Raw genomic sequence first — 23,531 nt, 5'->3', positions numbered from 1 at the left:
ATGCCCTCCCATATCCTTGAGGCCAAATCGACCACAGGCGGAAGTCTGCTCTTCATTTGTGCAGCTGACAATTTAATAGTCACATTATGCACATCTCTTGACGATGCCTCAGGATTAGCCAGAGGCGCGGCTCTTACCTCGGTCTGTTCATTGCGAGCCGACGACACGTCCGGCCAGACGAAATGGACTTGCGACCGCGGCGCCGGCGGCATCGAAGACATAGGCGCCAACCTCGCCGGCGGTCGAACGCTTCCCACTTTCGAAGGAGGCAAGCTGCGCGCCGAACTTGGCGAGCGATGCGTAGCGGTCGTGCCCCATCCCGTCGGACGCCTGGATCGACGTGATGTCGATGACCCGAAGCCTTTCCTTCAAGGCAGCCTCCCTGATGACGGGATCGTCGATATCGAGGCGTCCGACCCGCGCCCGCTCTCCGGCTATGAAGCTCGAGGCCACCAGCGCCCTGTCGTCCTTCGAAACGAGAAGGGATATTGGGATCGGCATCCGCCCGATATCCTTCAACTGCGACCGGAAAACATCGACGTCGATGTCAGGGGCGGCGAGGATCACCGCCAGTTTACCGATGACGTCATCGCGATGCTGCAGTTTGAGCTCACGCACTGTCTCCATGACCAGGAATCCGCCCATGCTGTGTCCGAAAAGGATGATGCGTTTCACCTTTCCTGAAGCCGAGAGCGAGGTGATAAGCGAATCGAGGTCGCTACGCGAGGACAGCGCCGCATCGCGGTCGGCGACATAGCCGGCGACGGCAGCGGCCGAAGGCCACGAAAACAGAATCGGAGAGCCCGGAATATTGGCGTCCGCAGCGATCTGCGCGGTGCGAAACAGCGCCTCCTGATAGCTATAGTTATAGCCATGGACGAAGATGCCGACAGTGCCGTCGGACTGAACGGAGCCCAGCGCTGCCTGCACGAAGGCCGCCTTTGCAAGCTGCTTGCGCCCGATGACGGCAAATTGCCGTTCGGGATCCGGTCTCGCGGTCGGATATGTGATCGCGGTGTCCTTCCGGTTGGGAGGGACCGAAAACGCATATTGCTCGTAGGTGAGATTGTCAGCCCACGCGCTCCCGAACCCACCGCGCGCAGTGTCGGGGCTCCTGTTTGTCGCAGCGAGCACGTTTACGTGGTTCGCCGCGGCTTCATCGGAATGAAGCGATGCATTCAGATGACCTGGGAGATGAACCGGCAGACGGACCGGGTTCAACACATCAGGCGATGGTCTCGTGGCGCAACCGGCGAGCATCGCCAGGCCGATCGCGACCAGCATCGCCTTGGCTCCCATCGGAAACCCATTCAAACGCTGTTCCGTCATCGAGCTCTCTCCTCGGAAACCAGGACATGCAGCGGCCGCCGCGGCGGCGGCCGCATGCGATGGACGTCGAAGCCCATGCTCATGCCTTTGCCGCGGCTTCGGCCTGAACGCCTTCATCCCTCGGAATCCTGAACCACGCGACGTAGAGCGCAGGCAGGAACAGCAGGGTGAGCGCGGTTCCGACGACGATGCCGCCCATCATGGCGTAGGCCATCGGCCCCCAGAAGATCTCGCGCGAGATCGGGATCAGCGCCAGCGTGGCTGCTGCGGCCGTCAGCATGATCGGCCGCATGCGGTGTTCGGTGGCTTCCACGACCGCCTGCCATGGCGCCATTCCTTCGCTGCGCAAATGCTCGATCTGAACGACTAGGATGACGGAGTTTCGGATCAGGATGCCGATCAGCGCGAGCACGCCGAGGATCGCGACGAAGCCCATGGGGGCATTGCTGAGAAGCAGCGCCGCGACGACGCCGATCAGAGCGGTCGGCGCGACGGCGAACACCAGGAAGAGGCGGCTGAAGCTTTGCAGCTGGATCATCAGGATCGTCGCCATCGCAAACAGCATCAGCGGAGCCACCGCCGCGATCGGCCCCTGAGCCTCGGCGCTGGATTCGACCGCGCCGCCCACTTCCACCTTGTATCCCAATGGAAGGCCTTTCTGGAATTCTTCGACCTTCGGCCTCAGTTGGTCGACGATCGTGGCCGGTTGCGTCGGACCGACGACGGCAGCCTTGACCGTTATGGTGGGTTGCCTGTCGCGACGCCAGATGGTCGGCTGCTCGAGCTCGTAGCGGAAATTGGCTACGGCGGAGAGCGGCACGACCTTGCCGTTGGAGGTGGAGAGCTGCAGGTTCTGCAGTGTCTGGATGGAATCGCGCTCGGATGCCCTGGCGCGACCGATGACGTTGACCAGGTAGATGTCGTCCCGAACCTGGGTGGCCGTCGAGCCTTCGACGATGCCGTTGAGGGCGGTGGCAATGTCTTCGGAGGATACGCCGAGCTGGCGCGCCTTGTCCTGGAGCACATCGACCTTCACCACGCGAGAGGGCTCGTTCCAGTCCAGCACCATGTTCGTCAGAAGCGGGTGTGATCCCATGACGCCGGCAAATTGCTGGGAGAGATCGCGGACCTTTTGAATATCGGGGCCGCTGATCCGGTACTGGACCGGCTTGCCGACCGGCGGACCGATGTCGAGAAGCTTCACGAAGGCATCGGTGCCGGGGAAGGTTTTCGTCAGATAGCCCTGCAGTTCCGCCCGCACCTTGTCACGCACGTCGAGCCCCTTGGTGACGATGATCGTCTGCCCGAACGACACGTTGGGCGTCTGCACGTCGAAGGACAGGATGAAGCGCGGCGCCCCTTGGCCGACATAGGTCGTCCAATGATCGATATCCTTGTTGTCGGCCAGCATCTCTTTTTCGAATCTCGCCATCTGCCTGTTGGTTTCGGCGATCGAACTGTTGTGGGGGAGGTTCCAGTCGATAATGAGCTCCGGCCTGTCCGAATTGGGAAAGAACTGCTGCTGTACCAGCCCCATGCCGCCGACGGAAAGGCCGAAGACGCCGACCGTCAGGATGATGGTGACCCAGCGCCAGCGCATCGCAAGCCCCAGAAGCCAGGAGAAGATGGAGGCAAAGCGGCCCTTCTTCTCATAATGCGATTTCATGGTCTTCGGCAGGATCGTGACGCCGAGAAGCGGCGTAAACAGCACCGCCACTACCCAGGAAACGATCAGCGAAACCGCGATGACGACGAAAAGCGTGAAGGTGAATTCGCCCGCCGCGCTGTCGTTAAGACCGATCGGAATGAAGCCAGCCACGGTGACGAGCGTCCCCGTCAGCATCGGAAAGGCGGTCGATGTATAAACATGGGTGGCCGCCCTCCTGATATCGTCGCCCGCCTCCAGGCGGGCCACCATCATCTCGACGGCGATCATGGCATCGTCGACAAGCAGGCCGAGCGCGATGATCAGCGCGCCGAGCGAGATGCGCTGAAGCGAAATGCCGGAATATTCCATCACCACGAAGGTGATCGCCAGGACGAGAGGAATTGAGATCGCCACCACCATGCCGGCGCGAAGACCGAGACTGATGAAGCTGATGATGAGGACGATGGCAATCGCTTCGAAGAGCGCGCGGGTAAATCCAGACACCGCTTCGTCGACGACGGCCGGCTGATCGGAGACACGGTGGACGTCCACGCCGATCGGGAGATCGGCGACGACGCGTTTCATCTGCGCGTCGAGCCCCTCGCCGAACTCCAGAAGATTGGCGCCCTGCTTCATGCCGATCGCAAGCCCGATCGCAGGCTCGCCGTTGAACCGGAACAGCGCCGACGGCGGATCCACGTAGCCGCGTTTGATCGTGGCGACGTCGGTCAGCGGAAAGAAGCGGTCGTTTATCCGAAGATTGATCGATCTCAGACTGTCCTCGGAGGTGAACTGTCCACTCACCCGCAATGCGATGCGCTCCGGCCCGGCATCGACGAAGCCGGACTGCGTGACGGCATTCTGCGCCTGCAGGGTCTGGATGACCGACTGCTGGTCGATCCCGAGAGCTGCGATCTGGCGTGTGGAGAATTCGAGATAGATCGCCTCGTCCTGGGCACCGACCACATCGACCTTGCCGACGTTGGGCACGGTTAGGACCTCGGAGCGGGCGTTTTCCACGAGATCGCGAAGCTGCCGCTGGGTAAGGCCGTCGCTGGTGAAGGCGTAGATGTTTCCGAAGACGTCGCCGAAGCGATCGTTGAAGAAGGGACCGACGACGCCGGTCGGGAAATCGCCCTTGATGTCGGCGATCATGTTGCGGATGCGCAGCCAGGTGGGAGCGACATCCTTTGCCTTGGTCGTCGGCAGCAGCTCGACGAAGACGGTTGTCTGGCCGGCAACGGTCTCGCTCTTGGTGTAATCAAGCGATTCCAGTTCCTGGAGCTTCTTCTCGATCCTGTCGGTGACCTGCCGCGTCACTTCTTCGGCGGAGGCGCCGGGCCACTGGGCGGTGATCACCATCGTCTTGATCGTGAAGTTCGGGTCTTCTTCACGGCCGAGCTTCACGTAGGAGAAGGCGCCTGCGAGAATGAAGACGATCATGAAGTACCAGACGAGCGAACGGTGTTCGAGCGCCCAGTCGGAGAGGTTGAAGGACTTCACTGGCTGATCTCCTGGTCGATCCGGATGGCCTGGCCATCTTCAAGTTTATGCACACCTGCCACGATCACCCTTTCTCCGGGGGCGAGCCCCTCGGTAACGCGCACGGTGCCGCCGTCTTCGGCGTCGCCGTCGATCTGCACGCGGCGAAGCGATACCTTCCTAGCCGCCGCATCGACGATCCAGACGCTCGGGCCGTCGCTACCGACAAGGATTGCCGAGGAAGGCAGGACGATCTGCGGATCGGCGGCAATGGTTGCCGAGGCTGTGATGACCGAGCCGAGCCTGAAGGCTTCGGGCGAATTGGTGAGCGCGATCTTGGTCCGGCTCGTGCGGGTAGAGGTCTCCGCCTCCGGTGCTATTTCGCGCACGGTCCCCGACGTGCGGATGGTCGGGTCAAGCTGCAGCGTCACCTCGAAGGGCGCGCCGATCTTCAGTTTCTGGGCGGCGGCCTGGGGCACGTCAACCACGGCGTCGCGCTTGTCCGGCCGTGCGATGGTCACGACCGTCTGGCCGGCCGACACCACCTGTCCGACCTCAGCCGAGGTCGCCGTCACCACCCCGTCGAATTCCGCCCGAAGCTGCGCATAGCCGAGCTGCTCTTTAGCCTTGTCGAGGTTGGCCTGCGCCTTGGCGACGGCGGCCGCCGCCGTCCGCCTTGCCTGCTCAGCCTCTTCGAGCGAGGCTTCGGTGCCGGATCGCGACTCCAGCAGCGCGCGCTGGCGCTGCTCCGAGGTCACCGCATTCCTGAGCTGAGCGTCGCTGTTCTCGACATCAGACTGCGCGTTGCGCACGGCAAGCTCCAGCGCCAGCGGATCGATGGCGGCAACGACGTCATCCTTCTTGACGAGATCGCCGACATTGACGTTGCGGGCGATCGTCCGCCCGAGAATCCGGAAGCCGAGTTCGGTCTCGATCGTCGGCTCGATCGTACCGGTCAGGCTCAAGCTCGAGGCCGACGTCGGCTTGACTGTCATCGACAGCACGGGACGGGGCGCTTCCCCCTTCTTCTCATCCTGCGGCGCGCAGGAGGAGATCAGGGCCGTACCCATCATCAGAGCGACTATTTTGAGACGAATACTCACTTGGAAGCTTCCTTGACATAAGACACGATTTCACCCGGCCTGAGGAACTTGGTCCCGTCCGTCACCACGATGTCTCGTTCAGACACGCCTGACTTCACGATGAAGCTGCCAGTCTCATAGCCGGCGACATCCACCGCCCTTGCCGACACCGCAGACGATGCGGGATCGACGATCCAGACGGCCGGATTGCCGCCCTTGGACGTCATGGCCGACCAGGGAAGCTGGATGACGTCCTGCGAGACGTAATTGAATCTTCCGACGACGGGTGCGCCGAGAGGGATCGGAGCGTCGCTCGATATCGCGACCTTGACCTTGATGGTTCCGGTGGAAGAATCGATTGTCGGCGAAATTTCGCGAACCTTCGCGGCGATCTTCTGCGTCGGGTCCGACAGAAGCGTCACGGTCCCGTCGCCGTCGATCGGGCGCAGGAACGCGCTTTCGACCACCTCAAAGACGGCATCCCTGTCGCCGTCATGGGCAAGCGAGAAGACGACCTGGGCGGCCTGCGCCACCTGCCCGACCTCGGCATTGCGGGCGGTGATCACCCCGTCGGCGTCCGCCTTCAGCTCCGTGTAAGACAAGGTGTCCTGAGCGGTTTCCAACAGCGCCTGCGCCGACTTCGTCGATGCCTGCGCGGTCAGAAGCGCCTCCTGCGCCTGATCGAGTGCCGCACGCGTCGTTACCTGGGTTCGAAACAGGCTCTGCTGGCGGTCGTAAGCGAGCTGCGCCTGAGTTTGCTGCGCCTCGGCCGACTGAAGATTGGCGGCCGCCACACCCAGGTCGGCCTTCTGCTCTTCCGGATCGATCCGCGCGAGGAGCTGCCCCGCCTTCACGGATTGTCCGACTTCCACCAGCCGCTCGATGATCTTGCCGCTGACGCGGAAGGACAGATCGGTCTGAACGCGCGCCCGCACTTCTCCCGTGATCGCGCCGCCCTGAACCAACGACTCAGACTTGGCGACGACGGTGCCGACCACCCGTGGGGTTGGCTCAGTCGGCCCGCCCGCATCGCTGCATGATCCGAGACCGATGGCGCATATGATCGCTGCGGCGACCAGAATGGTTCTCATAGTTGACCTCTTGCTCTCAACGGCAGCTGCTATATAATTGACTGACCGATTAGTCAATGAAACATTGCGTCGCAGGGAGAGAGCGCACGCAACAGGTTGGAGGATCAGAAAATGACAGCCCAGAAGAAGCTCACACGCTCTGAACAAAAGGCGCTGCGGCCCATCCAGATTCTCGATGCCGCCTTCGAGGAATTCGTCAGATGCGGTTTCACAGGCACGAGAGTCGAAGACATCGCCGACAGGGTCGGCGTCACCAAGGGTACGGTGTATGTCTACTTCGAGACGAAGGAGAAGCTTTTCGAAGCCATGATCAACCACTTCTCCGTGCCGTTTCAGGAACTGCTGGGGATCACGGAGGGCCTCAGCGGCAGCGTCACCGACCGGCTGATTTCCATTCTCGGCCTGCTCTACGAACAAATCGCCGAGGATCGCACGACCCGCGAGCTGACGCGGCTGGTCATTGCCGAAGGACACCGGTTCCCCGACCTGATCGACCGCCACCACGATCAATTCATTGAGCCGATCATCGCCAAGGTCGACGCTCTCATTCTGGAGGGTGTGGCGTCGGGGGAGTTTCGCGAAATTCCGGTGGAATTCTCCGAAATCGTGGTCGCGCCCATCCTGACGACGACAGTTCTGCGGCTGATATTCGACGACCGCCGCGTGCCCACTCCCAACAAGGAGGCCTTCCTGCAGGCTTATTTCGACCTGCTGCTCAATGGCCTGCTGGCCAAACCTCACTGATCGCGGAATGGCGAAAAATACCGCGCCAGGCACGTAGCTTTTCTCAAGTTTTTATGTAAAAACATTGAGTTAGCTATGCCTTCGAAGGCACGCCCTCAATTCGCGACGGAAACAGTGGAACGCAAAGTCAATCTCAAGGATGTCGCGCGCGACGCGGACGTGTCGCTGAGCACGGCCTCGCACGCGCTCAACGGAACCGCGCCGCTGACGATCGAGGTGCGCGAAAGGGTTCTGGATTCGGCCAAACGCCTGGGTTACCTCGACCGCCGAAGGAAGAAGGCGACGATCGCGACCTTGCGCGTCCTGCTTCTCGCCATTCCCGACGATGCCGCGCCCGAGAGCGACCTCAATCTGGTGAGCTGGACGATCCTCAACGGTCTTCGCAGGGAGTGCGAACGCCGCGGCATCAGGATCGTACCCTTCGTCAGCACCGGCCGGCGCATTGACGGCGCTCAGGTCAGGCAGATCGCGCTCTTGGAACGTGCCGACGGCATTGTGGTTCTGAACGACGATCAGCCGGAACTGATTCGAAGCCTCGCCTCGCCTGATATGCCTGTTGTCATCGTCAACGGCGAAGACCCTGCCATGCTGGTCGATACGGTCACCCCGGAAAACCGCTTCGGGGCGCGGCTCGGCATCGAGCACCTGCTGGCGCTTGGGCATCGCCGTATCCTGCACCTGACATGGAAGGGCCGCACGACGATCCAGCGCCGATATGACGGCTTCTCCGATGCTTATTTCGCCGCGCAGCTTCCGGTGCCGGATGGCATGATCGTCGAGGCCGAGGGATATGAGCCGAGGCACGGCGAGGCAGCCATCAACGCGCTGCTCGACCGCGATCCCACGATGAAAGGCGCGACCGCCGTCTTCTGCGCGGCCGACAATCTGGCGCTCGGCTGCCTGAAGGCATTGGCCGATCGCGACATACGCGTGCCGGAAGCGATATCAGTGCTGGGGTTCGACGACATCGTCCCCGGCGAATTCAGCCGCCCGCCGCTTTCGACGGTCAGCGTTCCCACAGACAAGCTCGGCGCTGCCGCTTTGGCACTCATCGAACAGAGGCTGATCGCCAACGATCCGCAGCGGCCGGCCCATCGCCTGGAACTCGGATGCCATCTCGTCCTGCGCGGCAGTATCGCGGCACCGCGCTCCTAGAGCATGATGTTGTCCGAAAACCGTTCGCACTTTTCGGCGTCCTTGCTCATCGCAAGCGCTCAGCCTGCAGGCGCGTATCGCGCGGGCTTTCTCCAAAGGCGCTGCGGTAGACGATCGAGAACCTGCCGGCATGAGAAAAACCCCACGTCGCGCAGATTTCGCGGACGGATCGCTGATTCATCGGATCCCGCAATTGGTCGCGGGCTGCTTGCAGCCTGATCGTGCGCAAGTAACCGCCCGGTGAAGTCCCTCGGAAGGCCCTGAAACCCGTTTGCAGCGCGCGAAGTGAAACACCGACACCATCGGCAACCATCGTCATGGTGAGGGGCTCTGCGATGTTGGCGTGCATATAGTCAATAGCACGCCGGACATGCCACGGCGCGATCAAACAAACTTTCTGTTTTTCCAAATGGTCGGAAAGACGGTGGCGGCCAAAACGGATCACGAGGTTAGCAAGCGTTTCGCTCATCGCCGCCAAGGCCAGAGGTGAAGACAGAAGTGGACCGCCATTGCGCATGCCCTGCACGATCGTCTGCACCAGGCTGCCGATAAGCTGGCCCGACGGCGTTGCGAGATCCACAACCGGCTCAAGGTCAAGCGAGTCGAGGATCGGCATTTCCACCAGTGAAACGAGCATTCGCCTCACAACTTTCCAGTCCAGAAAGAGGGCGTCCGAGCAGTGCGGGCCACCTAGGATGAGACGATCGCCAGCCTCGTGGTTGTTGGCCATGAGGAGACGACCAGGCCCACTTTCAACCACGGTCTTTCCAATGGACAGCCGGAAGGATCCCGAGTGCGGAATGTAAAACGCAAGGTGTTGCGGCGTCTCATCGAGCGTCCGACTTGTCCAGGAACTCTGATAAACCGAATGAAGCACCGTAAATGCCTCACTTGTTCGCAAGTCCGCGGCCCAGGCAAAGGCCCGATCGTTGCTCAGCGGCTTGGCGCCAAACACCCCGTAGCCCGCCGAATAGGCTCGAACCATCGACTCGAAGTCAGTGCCTTCATGCGTTGGCGCAAACTCGGATGCCTCAGGCTCGGGCGCGCGCGCCGTATTTTCGGATCTCCACGATATCATGCAACTTGGTTCTTTCCCTCTCCACACCCCGCCCCGCTAACCGCCGATCAGGCGCTCCATCTCGTTCGAGACCGCCGCAACGCCGATATCGTGGCCTTCCAAACGCTCGGACACGATCCCCTTTGAAAGGCCGTCGGCCTGACTGGCTTGGCCAATCTCGATGAGGTAAGCAGGGCCGGCAAAGCGGGGATCGAATTCCTTGTTTGACAGAAGCAGAATGCCCTCCCAATGTGGTTCACACTCACAGTGTAAATCAAAATGAACCGAAAATGAAGTATGATCCGCTAGACCATGTTGCCGCGCATTTTTTGCGAGACACACAACCGATGCGCGTGGCTTCCCGCAACGAGCGCGACCTGTTGCGGCTGATCTGGAAGTCTCCGGGGATCGAACGCTCCGACCTGACAGAGCCGCTCGATCTCACCCAGCAATCGTTGCACAGGATCGTCGCGCGGCTTCATGAGCGAGGAATGCTCGTCTTTTCCCATTCGGAAACCCGGCGGCCGGGACCGCCCAGCCCGGAGCTGACCCTTCGCAAAGACTGGTGTTTAACCCTGGGCATCTCCGTGAATGTCGGTTCGATCGGCCTTTGCCTCATGGGTTTCGGCGAACCAATGGAAAACATGGAAATTCCACAGGCGGGCTCCTCGCTATCCGATGAAATGGAGCGGATCGAAGCGGCGGTCGAAGACATTCTTGCCCGCCGGGGCGCCAAACGGCGTGACGTCCTCGGCGTCGGTCTGGCCGTCGCCGGCCACCGCATGCTGGAGACGGCCTTCAATTGCCCCTTGCCGCTCGCTCATTGGTCGTTGATCGACCTGGCACCTTTGCTTGGAAAGCAACTTGGCCTGCCGGTCTGGGCAGACAATGTCGCCAGGACCGCAGCCTTGGCGGAAGCCATTTTCGGCGTTGGCCGCGATGTCGCAGATTTCGCCTACATCGCCCATCTTCATGGCTATGGCGGCGGCCTGGTTTCCGGAGGCATGCCGTTTCGCGGCAATTTCGGCAACGCCGGCGAATTTTCCGTTCTCTTCGGGCGTCAGGACTACGAGGAACGCCCTGCACTCGGCGTCCTGCTTGAACATCTTCGTGCCAAAGGGCGCATGAACCTGACCCTGAGGGACCTGAAGAACGAGGACCTGATGGACTGGGATGGCGTTGGCGAGTGGGTCGACCGCGTCACGCCGGCCCACAATCGAGCCATCAATGCGATCTGCGCAATATTCGACCCGGCATTGATCGTCCTCGGCGGCGAGCTTCCGCACTCACTCGCGAGAATGCTGATCGAACGGACCGAATTCAACAATCTGCCTCGGCATGGCGTTTTACGCGACGTCCCCAGGCTTGATGTGGCGCAGATAATCGATGCCCCCGGCGCAATCGGCGCGGCCTTGATCCCGCTCTTCGAAACCGTTTTGTGACGTGTGCAGGACGCCGTCGCACTTTGAAATCGATGTCGGCATAGCCCAAAAACGGCGGCCTACCAGGTCGCCGGGGCGGCTGGCCTCGGTGGCAAGCGCTACGCTTGCCGCGGCGAACCTCCCTCAGTATGAGCAACGGCCTTGGGAGTCACGCACAAAGACAACGACCGAAACGCGCCGCATGAACCAGGTTCATTGCGACGCGCTTCAGCCGGGAGGTAGGCGTGGTATGGGTCGTTCGGCGATTGTGAGGAGATCTCTATCTCCACGCCTTGCCGTTCACTTCATGCCTGTTCCGGCGATGCCCGTGGTGATGTACTTCTGCAGGAACAGGAAAACGATGGTGACAGGCAGCAGGCTGAGGAACGTCATCGCCAGGATATAGTGCCACTGCACCGAGAACTCGCCCTGGAACGCATTCAGACCGACCTGCAGGGTGAAATTCTCGCGGCTGTTGAGGACGATGAGCGGCCAGAGGAAGTCGTTCCATCGCCAGAGCACGGAAAATATCGCCAGCACCGCGAGAGCCGGCGCCGTCAGCGGCAGGATGATGCGCCAGAAGATGCAGAATTCGCTCGCCGCATCGACGCGCGCCGCCTCTATCAGCTCGTCGGGTATGGTCAGCATATATTGCCGCAGCAGGAAGACGGCGGTCGGAGAGGCGACCGTCGGCAGGATGACGCCCCAGAGGTTATCGGCAAGCCCGACCCCGACGATGACGAGATAGGCCGGCACCATGACGACGGCGAGCGGAATCATCAGCGTTGAAATGATGATGACGAAGACCGTCGTATCCCCTGCAAATTTGTATTTCGACAGGGCAAATGCCGCCATGGCGTTGACGATCAGCGTCAGCAGCGTTGCGACGAAGGTGACGAACACCGAATTCTTGAGGAAGGTCAGGAAGTTGAAGCGCGTCAGCGGATCGGTGTAATTCTGCGTGGCGATCGTCAGCTTCTGCACCGGCGTCAGCCCCTTGACGTCGACGCTGACGGGCTGTCCCGGATTTGCGGGATCAACCATTTGGGCCTTGAGGCCGATGCGGCGGACCATGGCCATTTCGCGCATCTGACCGTCGATGGTGACCTTCCAGAGGCTGAGCGGTTTGTCGAAGCCGGGTACGGTCTGCTCGACGGCGGCCCGAGGAAGCAGCGTTGGCGGAAATCGGGTGATCTCGGCGGCCGGCTTCAGCGAGGAGAGGCCGGCCCAGATGACGGGAACGAGCACGACGAAGGTTCCGCCGATCAGCCAGACCCACGACAATATGTCGGTGATATCGATGCGTCCGGCCCGGCGTGTGCGCTTGAAAAAGCTGATCGGGTTCATCTCAGGACTCCATTCGCTTGCCGATACGCAGCTGTATGAGGGTGAGAACCAGAAGCACCAGCCCCATGAGAACCGATGCGGCGGAAGCCAGTCCGAAGAGGCGAAGATCGCTGCCGAATGCCATCTGGTAGATATATTGGACGATGAAGCTGTTGGCCGTGCCCGGACCGCCGCCATTGGTCAGAACCCAGGCCTCGTCGAAGATCTGGACGGATTTGATCATCAGAAGAATGAACACGACTAAGAGGTTCGGGGCCAGCAGGGGCAGTGTGATCCTGAACAGCGTGCGGCGCGGCGAGGCGGCATCGATGGAGGCAGCCTCGTAGAGCTCCTTCGGGATGGCCTGGAGGCCGGCCAAGAGGATGAGCGTGTAAAAGCCCATGTGGAACCAGACCGACACCACGACGACGAAGAAGCGCGACCAGCCGACGTCGAGCAGGAAGATCTCAGGGGGAACGCCGATCATCTGGAAGAAGGCGTTCAGCAGCCCGTTGCGATCGAGGAACCATTTCCAGATCAGGCCGATGACGACGGGCGACAGCAAGACAGGATAGAAGAACATCGCCCTGAAGAAGCCGCGCGCCACGATCGCCCGATTGAGGATCAGCGCCGTGATCAGCGCCACGAGCAATGTGGCGACGACATTGAAGGCCACGAACCAGAGCGTATTCCACACAGCCGTCCAGAACAGCGATTCCTGGCAGGTTCCCGGCTGCAGATAATTGCCGCAGGAAAGCAGCGTGCGGAAATTGTCCAGGCCGACGAAAGGCCGCTCCGACACGAATAGATTGGTGCCGCCGGTGAAGGCGTAACCGACCGCGATCGCGATCGGAAGGAACGTGAAGATGGCGAACAGAACGAGGTTCGGCGCCAGGAACAGCCATGGCATACGCTTGCGGCCGAAGATGCGCTCGATCACATTTATCGGGGCTTCGACCACTCTCATCGCCGTTTCCCCTGCCTGGGACAGCAATGCACCTGCCTTGAGCGCCGCCATGTTCAGCGCCTCCCCTGTCCGGGCCGCCGGGCAAAAGCCAGGCCGCTTTCGGGATCGAACAGATGAACCCGCCCCGGGGCGGCATCGATCAGGATGCGATCACCAGGCGCCGGCGCGAAATGGCCGGCCTCGTGAATGATGATCTGCTCGTCATGGCCTGCAAGATTGCCATAGACATAGGTCTCCGTACCGAGGCCCTCGTGATACTGGACGATGAACGGCAGGCCCTGCTCGCTGGAGCGTGAAAAATGCGCGGGCCGGATGCCGGCGAGAACAGCCTGTCCGACCGCAATTCCGGCGGGATCGACATCGCTGACGACCTTGCCACCATTGCCGACATCGATGACGACGCCGCCTTCCTCGATGCCAGCGACCTTGCCCTTGATGATGTTCATGCGCGGCGAGCCGAGGAAGCCGGCGACGAAGAGATTGCGTGGGCTATCGAACAGGTCCAGCGGCGCGCCGACCTGCTCGACCCGCCCGGCGCGCAGCACGACGATCTTGTCGGCCATCGTCATCGCCTCGACCTGGTCATGCGTGACATAAATCATCGTCGTCTTGATCTCGCGGTGGAGCTTGGTGATCTCGGCGCGGGTCTGAACGCGCAGCGCCGCGTCGAGATTCGACAGCGGCTCGTCGAAGAGAAAAATGTCCGGTTCGCGCACGATAGCCCGGCCGATCGCCACGCGCTGGCGCTGGCCGCCCGAAAGCTGCTTCGGGCGTCGGTCCAGGTAGGGCTCGATCGCCAGCATCCTGGCGGCCTCGGCAATCCGCGCCTCGATCTCGGCACGCTTGAACTTCAGGTTCTCCAGGCCGAAAGCGAGGTTTTTGCGAACGCTCATATGCGGATAGAGCGCGTAGGACTGGAAGACCATTGCGATCTTGCGCTCGGCCGGCGAGAGCGCGCTGACATCGCGGCCCCGATCGCGATTGCGCCCTCCGTCACCTCTTCGAGGCCGGCAATGACACGCAGCAGAGTCGACTTGCCACATCCCGACGGCCCGACGAAGACGACGAACTCGCCGTCCGTGATATCGAGTTCGACGTCATGCAGGACTTTGACCGAGCCATACGATTTGTTGACGTTGGAAAGTTTCAGTTCTGCCATGCCCCACTCCCATCAGGTGCCGCCGTTTCGAAGACGGCGTCGTTTTTGTTCCAGCCTTGCGGCAGCGGTGTCGGCCGTGTGATCCGCACCTCGTTCATCAAGATCCCGGTGACATCAGCCACGTAGACGGCCGGCATTCCTCCCGGATAGTGCTCAAGACCGATTACCCGCCCGTCTGACCCGCGGGTCCAGGCATTGGCGCGGCCACCGCCATCGGCTGTCGGGGAAAGGTCTGCGTTTGTCGGACGCAGGTCGTAGGATCGCGCAGTGCCGAGCTGCCCCGGCTGCTGATCGATGGCGATGCGTGCCAGCGATGCGTTGCGGATGCCGGCCGGCGAGGTCGAAATGACGGTGATCGCCCCCTCCATCCGGCCGGTGATGTCCTCGACGATGAGATTTTCGATGGCGCCTGCCGCGCGTTCCGTAACACGGTCGACGACATTGACGGTCAGCGCCTCCCCCGAACCCCAGAAACCATCGGGCGTCTCGCGGCACTCCACCGCAATTCGTGAGAACCTCACGTTCGATATCCGGCCGCCGTCGCGGGAGAATACGCCGAGGGCCCTGTTGGAAGATGAGACGCTGCAATCCTCGAACACGACATTGGTGACATCGCCATGCGTTTCCGTGCCGATCTTCAGCGCGCAGCTAAGGCTCTGAACCGAGCATCTGCGGACGAGAATGTTTTCGCAACGCCCGATGGCGACACGGTCAGGACCGATGCTCGTCTTCAGGCATATGCCGTCGTCGGCCGTCGATATCCGGCAATCCTCGATAACGGCGCCGCGACAGGCATCCAGCACGATCCCGTCCGTGTTGGGAAGGCGGCGGTCGTTGTCGATGATCACGTTCCTGACCGCAACATCGGTGCAGTTGACGAAGTGCAGCGTCCACATCGGCGAGCGGCAAATATGGACGGAGCTGATCTCGACCTCGTCGCAGCCCTCGAAGACGACGACGCGGGGACGAAATTCGGCCGGGATGAAGGTTCCCACCGTCTCGTCGTCTCCCACGATGAAGCTGTCACAACCGGCTTCGATGCGCCCCGCCCCCGTCAGGCTGATCCGCCGCGCATCCTTGGCGACGATCATGCCGCGGTCGGATTTTTCGGCGATCACCGAAACGGTCGTCTGCGCATAGGCCGCGTAATCCGGAACGGGACGCAGGATCGCACCGGCGGCCAGATGAAGGTCGACGCCGGATCTGAGCTGGAGCCCGCGGCAGACATGGATGCCGGCCATGAGCTCAACGCGTCCGCCGCCTGAAGCCGACAGGCCGTCGATGGCCGCCTGCAGACGGACCGTATCGTCGCTCTGCGCCGGCTCGATCGCGACAAGAGACACGGGGCTCATTGGCGCTGGCCGTTCTCGAGAAAGACTTCCGTCAGCAGCAGCATGGTCAGCGCCTGGCCATAAGGCGTCGGCACGTTGGGGATGCGCTTGTAGAAATCGAGGTCATGACCCATCGGCGTGCCGTCCGAGACGCCGTGGACGACGCCTTCTTCATCGATCTGCGCCAGCACCGCCGCAAGCGCGCGCTCCGCATAGGCCCTGTCGTCCTTGTCGAGAATGCCGGCATCGATGGCGCGCAATATGCCGTAGGCAATGCCCGCCGTGGCCGAGGTTTCCAGCGGCGACGACGGATCGTCGAGAAGCGTCGTGAACATGCCGTCCGGCCGCTGGTATGCTTTCAAGGAGCGCACCTGGCTGACGAGGACGTTCGACAGAAAACGCCGGTCCTTCTCCCCGAGCGTCGGAACGAGGTCGAAGAGCTCGGGGATGGCGACGGTGATCCAGGCATTGCCGCGCGCCCAGAAGGCATTGGCAAAATTGTGCCGTCCGTTGAAGGTCCAGCCGTGATACCAGAGCCCGCTGACCGGATCGGAGAGATAGCGGGTGTGGATCACGAACTGATAGACGGCCTCGTCGATCCACTCGCTGCGCTCGCAGAGAACGCCGGCGCGGGCGAGAAACAGGCAGGCCATGAACAGCGTATCGTCCCACAATTCGCCGTCGTTGAGGCGCTCCTTGACGACGTGCTGAAAGCCGCCGTCCTCGGTCTTCGGCAGTTCCTTGACGAGCCATTCGGCCCAGTCCTCGACGAGCGCGCGAAAGTCGGGACGGTCGACATGCTGGACCAGGATCGCAAGCGGCAGCATCGGCGCCGTGCTGTTGATTTGGCGCGGCGGCAGGCCGCGTTCAATCTGGCCGGCATACCAGGCGACGAGTTCCTGCAGCGCTTTTTGATCATTGGTGGAAATGGCGCGGCGCAGGAAGCCGTAAAGACCGACGCCGACTTCCCAGTCCCACTCGTCGAACTGGATTCCGGAGGCCGAATTTCCCGTCACGAGACCTTCCTTGATGCCTCTGAGCCGGCTGAAAGCCGTTGCCACGCGATCAATCGTCGTCAGGAGGGCGGCGTTATCGACAGATGTTGTGTTCATGCTGGAGACCTATGTTTTCAGGAGTAGAACGGCCCGTCAGTGCCGGCGCCGGAGGCAGCACTGTCGTAGGTGAGGATCGGTTGCGGCTGATCGTGGGTGAAGGGCCTCGCCTCGCCGCCGATCGAAAGACCATCGGCGTAGGAGAGGTCGATCGCCGGGCCGCCCGGCGGCGTCAGAGAGAGACGCCGAAGCCCGGGATCGAAGGAAACCGTCGTCTGGCCCAGGCGTTCGACGAACGCCTTGAAGGCATCGTCGTTGCCGCATCCGACGATACCAGCCCAGCCGCAAAGCTGCCCGTAGGAGCGCGCCTCGCGGCCGGCGGTCGGGCCGTCGGTGATCAGCTCCAGGCCGTTCGACGCCCAGAGGGCGGAAAATCCCCGGCCCGATCGCGCGATGAGCCACTTGTCTTCGATGATGAGATCGTCCAGCCCGTCGCGGCCGATATAGGCGTGCGTCCATGCGTGGCGTGCGTCGCTTGTGTCCTCGATCAGGAGGGCAACGTCGCGATGCTGGGCAACGCGCGGCAGGATGCCGTTGCCGGCCCAATAGGACGGCCTTTGATTGCCCCAGGGGTCGTCCTCGCCGGGATGGTTGACCCACAGCCTCGCCATCGGATGGCCGGCCAGCCGGATGTCGAGCACATGCTGCTGGTGCCCCTTCTGGCCGGTCTTGTGATCGACGACCGTCGAAAGCTGCGCCGCCTCGTTCTTGAACAGCACGAGTTTTCCGCTCTCGAGGCCCTGGCTGTAGCGCGCCTCGACGCTTCTTGATCGGGTGAGCGGCGCAAGTTCGGCCAGATCGGCGGGCGGCTCATAGCTGCCGGCGCAGAACATGGTCAATGCCGCCACACCATTGTTCAGCCAGCCGGTTCCGAAGGCGACCTGGGCGAAGGGCGCAAGCTCGGTCAGCGGGCCGGCGCGCAACTCCTTGTCGTAGGCACGGCCCTGCGATCCGGCCGGAACGCCTGCGAGCGTGTGAAGGGCGATCATGCGGAAGATGAGATCGATCTGGGCGCGGGCGCGCTGGGCAACGGCCGCCTCAGCCCAGCGCTCCAGCGCCAGCAGGCCGATGAAATCGATCGGGTAATAGGCCGCCGAGTTCCACTCCGCCAACCCATGGGCTTCGACGCTGTCGAACCAGCGGCCGAGCCGCTCGCCGGCAAGTTCCGCCTGCTGCCGCCCCGTGCGGCCCGAGGCCGAAAACACCTCGTCGGGCAAAAGAAGTCCGGCCAGCAGCTGGCTGGTATGAAAGCAGAGCACATGGTTCTCGCTCCAGAACCACATCGCGTCGTTGCCCGGCTCGTCGACCCAGTAACGGTAGGAGCGGGCGGAATGCCGGATGCGAGCGATCACTGCATCGGGCATCCGGTCGGCATAGGCGCCGAGCAGCCACAAGAGCGGCACCATGATGAAATCCGAGCAATCCTCCCGCGCATCGATGGAGGCGAGCGTCGCCTCGATGATGCGGTCGAAGCTTTCCTGGTCGTGGTGACCGGTTTCCATCATCGCAATGAGGCGCCCGACGCGGTTCGCGCCGAAGCGGGCGCTGTATTCCAGCGCCTGCCGCTTGCGGGCGGCGAGCGACGCCTCGGCCGACAACGGCGAAATGCTGCTCATGAAAGCGGCATCGATGACGCGCGTGACCGAGCCCGTGCCGGAGCCGATCGTCATGTGGACGCCGTGATAACCGTCCGGAATGCCGCAGATATCGTCGGCCGTTAGGCTGCTCTGATGGGCCTTGAGCGTCAATCGGGAATGCGCGAGAACGGGCCGCTCGTGACCATGACCGACGACCTTGATCTCTACCGGCAGATCGCGTTCGGGCGCTGTGCCGAAGATGATCTCCAGCGGCTGATTGACGAAGACGTCGCGAGCCGGACGGACGCCGCGAGCAAGGGCTTCCAGCTCGCGGACCTCATCCTGATCCAACGATACGGGCAGCAGCACGCAGAGCGGCTCCTCGTCCAGCATCTCGAGCTCGAAGAACCACGTCGTGTCACGCTCGGCCAAGTCTTCGGTATGGACGAGGATCTGGTTGTCGCCGGCGTCCAGCGCCAGCCTTATGTCGGTTGCGCTCTCGGTGTTGCGCTTGAAGGGTTCGAAGCGCACCGCCTCCTGTCCGTTGACCCATATGCGAACGCCGCCGCAGGTCTTCAGTCTGAGATTGAGCGTTCGCGCGGTCTCCGTTCTGAACGTGCCCTTCAGCCATCGCCTGAGATGCGTCGGTACGTGCCAGAAGCCGGTGAACTCGACGCGACGGTTCGAGCCGGGAAGATTGAGGCTTTCGGTCGGCCAGGCGGTGTCGGGCAATAGCGGCCGCCCGACCATGGTCGACCAAAAGGCCTTGCGGCAGGGCAGATCTCCGACATCGACGAAACCGTTGATGAAACGATAGTTTACGCGATCTTCGGCCGGCGCGGGCTCGCCGGGAAAATAGCTGGCGATGAGGCCGGAAACGGCCCATGCCGTGATCGTCTGGCCCGTGGCCACACTGTATGCTGGCGCCATCTCGCCCGGCTGCTTGATGCATTCCGTTTTCACAGACCGCCTCCTCCGCAATCCTATGAAAATATTTTCATTAGGTTATTTGTGCGCGCCATTTTTGAAAAATGCCCAAAAACATCGCTATTGCCGCAGAAAACAGCTTGACGCAACGAATGTCAAGTATATGAAATTGATTTATCGATGGCTGAGGCCGCGATTGATGAAAATGTTTTCATGGGAGGATGAAAATGAAAACCTATCTCTCAGGGGCCGTCGCACTGGCGTTGGCAACCGTTTCTTTCGCATGGGCCGGCGCGGCCATGGCGCAAACCAAGACAATCACCTTTCTGTTCACCGACGACGACCAGGCTTACGTCGAGCGCATGGAAGCGCTCAGCAAGGAATTCGAGACGGCGAATCCCGACGTCAAGGTCAACTTCGTCTCTTCGGGCTATGATGCGGTCGCCAAGCAGCTGCCGGTGCAGCTTGCCGTCGGCGAGGGCCCTGACATCGCCAAGATCACCGACTGGCAGCTTGCGCCCTATTACCTCGACATGCGTCCCTACATGAAGGACCCGGATGGCTTCGCCAAGCTGCACGGCGACAGCCTGAACACGCTCCGCTTCCCCGGCGTCAACGATCCGCAGTCGATCAACGGCTATATCGCCTCGCAGACCTTCAACCTGCCCTTCGTCAACAAGACGCTGTTCGAACAGGCCGGCGAACCGCTTCCCAAGCCCACCGCCACGCTGAAGGATATCGTCGAAGCCTCGGCGCGCGTCGCCAAGGCGACCGGCGCTCAGATCCCCTTCACGATGGACCGCTCGGGCCACCGCTTTTCCGGCGCGGCATTCTCCTACGGTTCGAACTACGTCAAGGACGGCAAGTTCTTCTTCCCCGACGATGCCGCCAAGCGCTACGTCACGGATCTCTACGGTTGGACGAAGGACGGCTCCTTCCCGAAGGAAATGTGGGGTGCTGCCGGGGGAACCCAGTACAAGAACATGGGTGACGAGTTCGTCAACGGCAACGTCGTGACCTATCTCGCCGGCAACTGGATGGTCAATCCGTTCCAGAAGAAGATCGGCGACGCCTTCGACTGGACGGCGATCAGCGCGCCCTGCGGCGATGCCGGCTGCTATGCGATGCCCGGTGGCACCGCGATCGTTGGCTTCAAGCGCACCAAGTCTCCCGAGGCCGTGGCCGCGTTCATCGAGTTCCTCGGCTCTGAAAAGGTCCAGCGTGAAATCGCTGAAAATTACGTCGTCCTGACGGGCGCCGACATCAAGGACCCGCAATACAAGCTTGAGAGCAAGAATGCCAAGGAGGCGATGGCCGTCTTCCTCGGAAGCCGCAATAGCGTGCCGCAGGCAGCCCGGGACCTGGAACGTCTCAAGGGATCCTCCGCCATCTATCAGCTCATCGTCCAGAGGATGAGCCAGCTGATCGTCGGCGAGCTTTCCCTCGACGAGACCTTCAAGGCGATGAATGCCGACGTCGACAAGGTCAACCAGGCGCTCGCCGCCAAGTAACCGGTCACGCGTTGTCCCGCAAAATGCGCGCACGCAGCAGCCACGGCCTCGCAACAGGGCCGTGGCTTTTTCGTTTTTTCTCGAACACTTCGATGCGTTTCGAATTGTCGATGGCCTGAACGACGTTACGTTTCCTACTGCATAATTCCTTCCGGAATTGGCTTAGCGATAAAATTATCGCGGCAATTCAAAATGTTACAGCGTCCTTTGAGCGTCTAAAATGACGCGCGGCGCTGTAATGGAAAGGCAGCGTCATGAATTCAATCGAACAAAACTCCAGGGCTTACGCACAGTTGAAGCCGGCCTCTCTCGCCATTCTCTGCCTCGGCGTGATCGTGGCGCAGGTCGATACATCGGTCGTTAATCTGGCGGTTCAGCCAATCGGACTCGATCTCAAAGCCTCCGTCACCGAGCTGCAATGGGTCGTCGACGCCTACAATCTCGTTTACGCAGCACTTCTCATCAGCGGCGGCTTGTTCGCCGATCTTTACGGCCGACGTCTGATGTTCGTGATCGGCTGCGCTGTCTTGGCGCTGGCGAGCCTTGGCTGCGCATTCGCCTCGACCATCGCGATCCTCATCGCCGCGAGAGCCTTGACCGGCTTCGGCTCCGCCCTCCTGCTGCCCGCTTCGCTTTCGCTGATCCGGGTCATCTACCGGGATGAGAAGGTCCGTGCCCGAGCGCTCGGGATCTGGGCCGGCTGCAATGGAATGTCGCTTGCGATCGGCCCAAGCCTCGGCGGCTTCCTCATCCGTGATTTCGGCTGGCGATCCGTCTTCTTCGTCGTCATCCCCATCGCGCTGATCGCGGCGGCGGCGGCACGGTTTTTCGTTCCGGAAAGCGCCGATCGGCAAGGCCGGTCCTTCGACATGCCGGGTCAGTTGCTGGGGATAGCATCCCTCACCGTTCTTACCCTCACGGCGATCGAATCATTGCATCTGCCGCCTTTGTGGACGGCCCTCCTGGCCATCGCCGGCGCCCTGCTTCTGCTGCTCTTCATCATCGTCGAAAAGCGCCTGGAGCAGACGGCTCTGGTTCCGATCTCGATGTTTTCGGGCAGGCAGTTTCGCGGTGCGATGGCCGGAACGGCGGCAATGACGTTCGGCATGTATGGCACGCTCTTTCTCTTTCCACTCGCCTCCCTCAGCCTTCGACGCCTGGCCTCGGTGGAGGTCGGGCTGTCTCTGCTGCCAATGGCCATCAGCTTCATCGCGATCTCACCCTTCTCCGGTTCGATCTCGGAGCGCCTGGGGAAGAAACGCACCATATCGGCGGGACTGGCGCTGATGGGTTTGGGCAACCTTCTGCTCGGCTCATCCTTTCTGGCCGATTGGTTCATTGCCGAAGAGGTCGGATTGTTGCTGACCGGGGTCGGGATGGGCATGGCGACGGGGCCTCTGACGGCGGTCGCGGTTTCAACCGTGGCGGCCGATCGCGCCGGCACGGCGAGCGCCCTGATCAATGTTGCCCGCATGGTCGGGGCGACGATAGGCGTCGCCTTACTGGGAGCGATCTTCGCCTTTTTGGGAGAAGCAGAAACGGCCTTCATCGTCGCGATGTCGGTCGGCGGCAGCACGCAACTGCTTGGAAGCCTCGCTGCCTGGCGCTTGCTCTGAACGGTCAGGCACGATCACGCATATGCGGCGGAACGGCGGCGATGTCCTTCGTCAGCGCAACGAAATTCCGCACGATGGAGAGTTTCAGATCACGCCGGTAAGCGATGCAGAGCGGCAAGGGTGAAAGTTGGCCGGGAGCGAGCGCGCGATAGGCAATGGCCTCCGGATGGAGGACCTGCATGGAGGTTGGAACGATCGTGACGCCGCGACCGCCTGCAACGAGGTTGATCGCTGCGACGATGCGATAGACTTCGTCGACGATCGCAGGCGTCACGCCTGCACGATCGAGGGACTGCAAGATACGCTCGAATATGCCTGGGCCGTCGGGTCGCCGGTAAACGACCACGTCCTGCCCCTCCAGCATTTTCAGCGTGATCGGACCGAGGCGTTCATCCGCAAGGGGATGACCAAGAGGGATGGCGACGATCATGTCCTCTTCGGAAAGCACCGTGCTCGCCAGATCCGGAAATCGATTTGCGTCGATGTGCAGCAACGCTGCATCGATACGGCCCTCCTGCAAGGCGAGAATGAGTTCGTAGGTCTCGCTTTCTTCGACGGCGATTTTCACGAGCGGATAGGAAAGACGGAACTGCTGCAGCAGCTTCGGCGCCAGAACATGCAGCGACGCGGAACTCGTAAAGCCGACGGACAACTGGCCAGCCTCGCCTTTGTGGTAGCGGCGGACATTTTCGACTGCCTGACCGGCGCGCTTCAGAATGTCGCGGGCGTCGGCAAGAAAAACCGCGCCGGCAGCGTTGAGCACGATCTTCTTCGGATGCCGATCAAAGAGGGAAAGGCCAAGCTCGTATTCAAGATCGCGGATCTGCTGACCAAGCGGCGGCTGCTGGATGTTGAGACGCGCGGCAGCTCGCGAGATGCTCCCCTCTTCTGCGACGGCCACGAAATAGCGGAGGTGTCTCAATTCCATCGGCTTCCAACATAAACTTAAAAGGTTCCATGCATGAATTATATAAATATTTTACATACTATAGATGC

16 protein-coding genes and 1 pseudogene are annotated in these 23,531 nt (G+C 61.7%); 5 read left to right on the top strand and 12 right to left on the bottom strand.

Annotation, left to right across the window (positions count from 1 at the left end; all coding sequences use genetic code 11):
- Window positions 1–147: 147 nt before the first annotated feature.
- The 4 genes from AC244Q_RS27825 to AC244Q_RS27810 all read right to left on the bottom strand — a co-directional run bounded on the left by AC244Q_RS27825 (window position 148) and on the right by AC244Q_RS27810 (window position 6,632).
- A complete protein-coding gene (locus AC244Q_RS27825) occupies window positions 148–1,329 on the bottom strand; it encodes an alpha/beta hydrolase (RefSeq protein ID WP_128406882.1) in 1,182 nt (393 codons plus the stop codon).
- 79 nt (window positions 1,330–1,408) lie between these two features.
- The gene (locus tag AC244Q_RS27820; RefSeq protein ID WP_128406881.1) at window positions 1,409–4,480 is read right to left on the bottom strand and encodes an efflux RND transporter permease subunit; all 3,072 of its coding nucleotides are present in this window, start codon (window positions 4,478–4,480) and stop codon (window positions 1,409–1,411) included.
- The gene (locus AC244Q_RS27815; protein WP_128406880.1) at window positions 4,477–5,562 is read right to left on the bottom strand and encodes an efflux RND transporter periplasmic adaptor subunit; all 1,086 of its coding nucleotides are present in this window, start codon (window positions 5,560–5,562) and stop codon (window positions 4,477–4,479) included. The genes AC244Q_RS27820 and AC244Q_RS27815 overlap by 4 nt, the downstream gene beginning before the upstream one ends.
- Complete coding sequence (locus tag AC244Q_RS27810) at window positions 5,559–6,632, bottom strand: efflux RND transporter periplasmic adaptor subunit (protein ID WP_128406879.1); 1,074 nt, start codon at window positions 6,630–6,632, stop codon at window positions 5,559–5,561. The genes AC244Q_RS27815 and AC244Q_RS27810 overlap by 4 nt, the downstream gene beginning before the upstream one ends.
- A gap of 111 nt (window positions 6,633–6,743) precedes the next feature.
- On the opposite strand from AC244Q_RS27810, the gene AC244Q_RS27805 reads away from it, so the two are divergent.
- Both AC244Q_RS27805 and AC244Q_RS27800 read left to right on the top strand, forming a co-directional pair.
- Window positions 6,744–7,376, top strand: coding sequence for a TetR/AcrR family transcriptional regulator (locus AC244Q_RS27805; protein WP_012755447.1), 633 nt, complete (start codon window positions 6,744–6,746; stop codon window positions 7,374–7,376).
- Window positions 7,377–7,451: 75 nt separating this feature from the next.
- On the top strand, window positions 7,452–8,531 hold the full coding sequence (locus AC244Q_RS27800) for a LacI family DNA-binding transcriptional regulator (protein WP_012755446.1): 1,080 nt from the start codon (window positions 7,452–7,454) through the stop codon (window positions 8,529–8,531).
- A gap of 46 nt (window positions 8,532–8,577) precedes the next feature.
- Here AC244Q_RS27800 and AC244Q_RS27795 read toward each other — a convergent pair whose 3' ends face one another.
- A complete protein-coding gene (locus AC244Q_RS27795; protein ID WP_128406878.1) occupies window positions 8,578–9,609 on the bottom strand; it encodes a helix-turn-helix transcriptional regulator in 1,032 nt (343 codons plus the stop codon).
- Between the two features lie 269 nt (window positions 9,610–9,878).
- Between AC244Q_RS27795 and AC244Q_RS27790 the strand changes: the two genes are divergently transcribed.
- Window positions 9,879–11,030 carry an ROK family transcriptional regulator gene (locus AC244Q_RS27790; RefSeq protein ID WP_128406877.1) on the top strand — a complete coding sequence of 384 codons (1,152 nt, stop codon included), beginning with the start codon at window positions 9,879–9,881 and terminating at the stop codon, window positions 11,028–11,030.
- Window positions 11,031–11,309: 279 nt separating this feature from the next.
- On the opposite strand, the gene AC244Q_RS27785 is transcribed toward AC244Q_RS27790, so the two are convergent.
- The 6 genes and pseudogenes from AC244Q_RS27785 to AC244Q_RS27760 form a co-directional block, all read right to left on the bottom strand.
- Window positions 11,310–12,356, bottom strand: a complete 1,047-nt coding sequence (locus tag AC244Q_RS27785) for a carbohydrate ABC transporter permease (protein ID WP_012755443.1) — start codon at window positions 12,354–12,356, stop codon at window positions 11,310–11,312.
- A 1-nt stretch (window position 12,357) separates the two neighbouring features.
- On the bottom strand, window positions 12,358–13,353 hold the full coding sequence (locus tag AC244Q_RS27780; protein ID WP_128406876.1) for a carbohydrate ABC transporter permease: 996 nt from the start codon (window positions 13,351–13,353) through the stop codon (window positions 12,358–12,360).
- Window positions 13,354–13,355: 2 nt separating this feature from the next.
- A pseudogene (locus AC244Q_RS27775) lies at window positions 13,356–14,461 on the bottom strand (ABC transporter ATP-binding protein).
- Window positions 14,449–15,813 (bottom strand): polygalacturonase PglB, encoded by a 1,365-nt coding sequence (pglB, locus tag AC244Q_RS27770; RefSeq protein ID WP_128406875.1) that lies wholly within the window; start codon window positions 15,811–15,813, stop codon window positions 14,449–14,451. The pseudogene AC244Q_RS27775 and the gene pglB overlap by 13 nt, the downstream one beginning before the upstream one ends.
- A complete protein-coding gene (gene bglB, locus AC244Q_RS27765; protein WP_128406874.1) occupies window positions 15,810–16,904 on the bottom strand; it encodes a beta-galactosidase BglB in 1,095 nt (364 codons plus the stop codon). Before bglB ends, pglB begins: the two co-directional genes overlap by 4 nt.
- A 17-nt stretch (window positions 16,905–16,921) precedes the next feature.
- Window positions 16,922–19,444, bottom strand: coding sequence for a hypothetical protein (locus AC244Q_RS27760; protein WP_128406873.1), 2,523 nt, complete (start codon window positions 19,442–19,444; stop codon window positions 16,922–16,924).
- 191 nt (window positions 19,445–19,635) lie between these two features.
- Here AC244Q_RS27760 and AC244Q_RS27755 point away from each other — a divergent pair, with 191 nt between their 5' ends.
- The gene (locus tag AC244Q_RS27755; protein WP_012755437.1) at window positions 19,636–20,919 is read left to right on the top strand and encodes an ABC transporter substrate-binding protein; all 1,284 of its coding nucleotides are present in this window, start codon (window positions 19,636–19,638) and stop codon (window positions 20,917–20,919) included.
- A 254-nt stretch (window positions 20,920–21,173) separates the two neighbouring features.
- Window positions 21,174–22,535 carry an MFS transporter gene (locus AC244Q_RS27750; protein WP_017996352.1) on the top strand — a complete coding sequence of 454 codons (1,362 nt, stop codon included), beginning with the start codon at window positions 21,174–21,176 and terminating at the stop codon, window positions 22,533–22,535.
- Window positions 22,536–22,539: 4 nt separating this feature from the next.
- Here AC244Q_RS27750 and AC244Q_RS27745 read toward each other — a convergent pair whose 3' ends face one another.
- Window positions 22,540–23,463 (bottom strand): LysR family transcriptional regulator, encoded by a 924-nt coding sequence (locus tag AC244Q_RS27745; protein ID WP_012755435.1) that lies wholly within the window; start codon window positions 23,461–23,463, stop codon window positions 22,540–22,542.
- Window positions 23,464–23,531 lie beyond the last annotated feature (68 nt).

Source organism: Rhizobium sp. CB2179 (genome assembly GCF_057653455.1).
The sequence above is the reverse complement of the archived record's forward strand: the minus strand, read 5'-3'. Positions and strand labels throughout refer to the sequence as shown.

Bases quoted from the DNA above. Each gene is read 5' to 3' on its own strand.
- AC244Q_RS27825 (WP_128406882.1), bottom strand. From the start codon at position 1,329: ATGACGGAACAGCGTTTGAATGGGTTTCCGATGGGAGCCAAGGCGATG.
- AC244Q_RS27810 (WP_128406879.1), bottom strand. From the start codon at position 6,632: ATGAGAACCATTCTGGTCGCCGCAGCGATCATATGCGCCATCGGTCTC.
- AC244Q_RS27805 (WP_012755447.1), top strand. From the start codon at position 6,744: ATGACAGCCCAGAAGAAGCTCACACGCTCTGAACAAAAGGCGCTGCGG.
- AC244Q_RS27800 (WP_012755446.1), top strand. From the start codon at position 7,452: ATGCCTTCGAAGGCACGCCCTCAATTCGCGACGGAAACAGTGGAACGC.
- AC244Q_RS27795 (WP_128406878.1), bottom strand. From the start codon at position 9,609: ATGATATCGTGGAGATCCGAAAATACGGCGCGCGCGCCCGAGCCTGAG.
- AC244Q_RS27790 (WP_128406877.1), top strand. From the start codon at position 9,879: ATGAAGTATGATCCGCTAGACCATGTTGCCGCGCATTTTTTGCGAGAC.
- AC244Q_RS27785 (WP_012755443.1), bottom strand. From the start codon at position 12,356: ATGAACCCGATCAGCTTTTTCAAGCGCACACGCCGGGCCGGACGCATC.
- AC244Q_RS27780 (WP_128406876.1), bottom strand. From the start codon at position 13,353: ATGGCGGCGCTCAAGGCAGGTGCATTGCTGTCCCAGGCAGGGGAAACG.
- pglB (WP_128406875.1), bottom strand. From the start codon at position 15,813: ATGAGCCCCGTGTCTCTTGTCGCGATCGAGCCGGCGCAGAGCGACGAT.
- bglB (WP_128406874.1), bottom strand. From the start codon at position 16,904: ATGAACACAACATCTGTCGATAACGCCGCCCTCCTGACGACGATTGAT.
- AC244Q_RS27755 (WP_012755437.1), top strand. From the start codon at position 19,636: ATGAAAACCTATCTCTCAGGGGCCGTCGCACTGGCGTTGGCAACCGTT.
- AC244Q_RS27750 (WP_017996352.1), top strand. From the start codon at position 21,174: ATGAATTCAATCGAACAAAACTCCAGGGCTTACGCACAGTTGAAGCCG.
- AC244Q_RS27745 (WP_012755435.1), bottom strand. From the start codon at position 23,463: ATGGAATTGAGACACCTCCGCTATTTCGTGGCCGTCGCAGAAGAGGGG.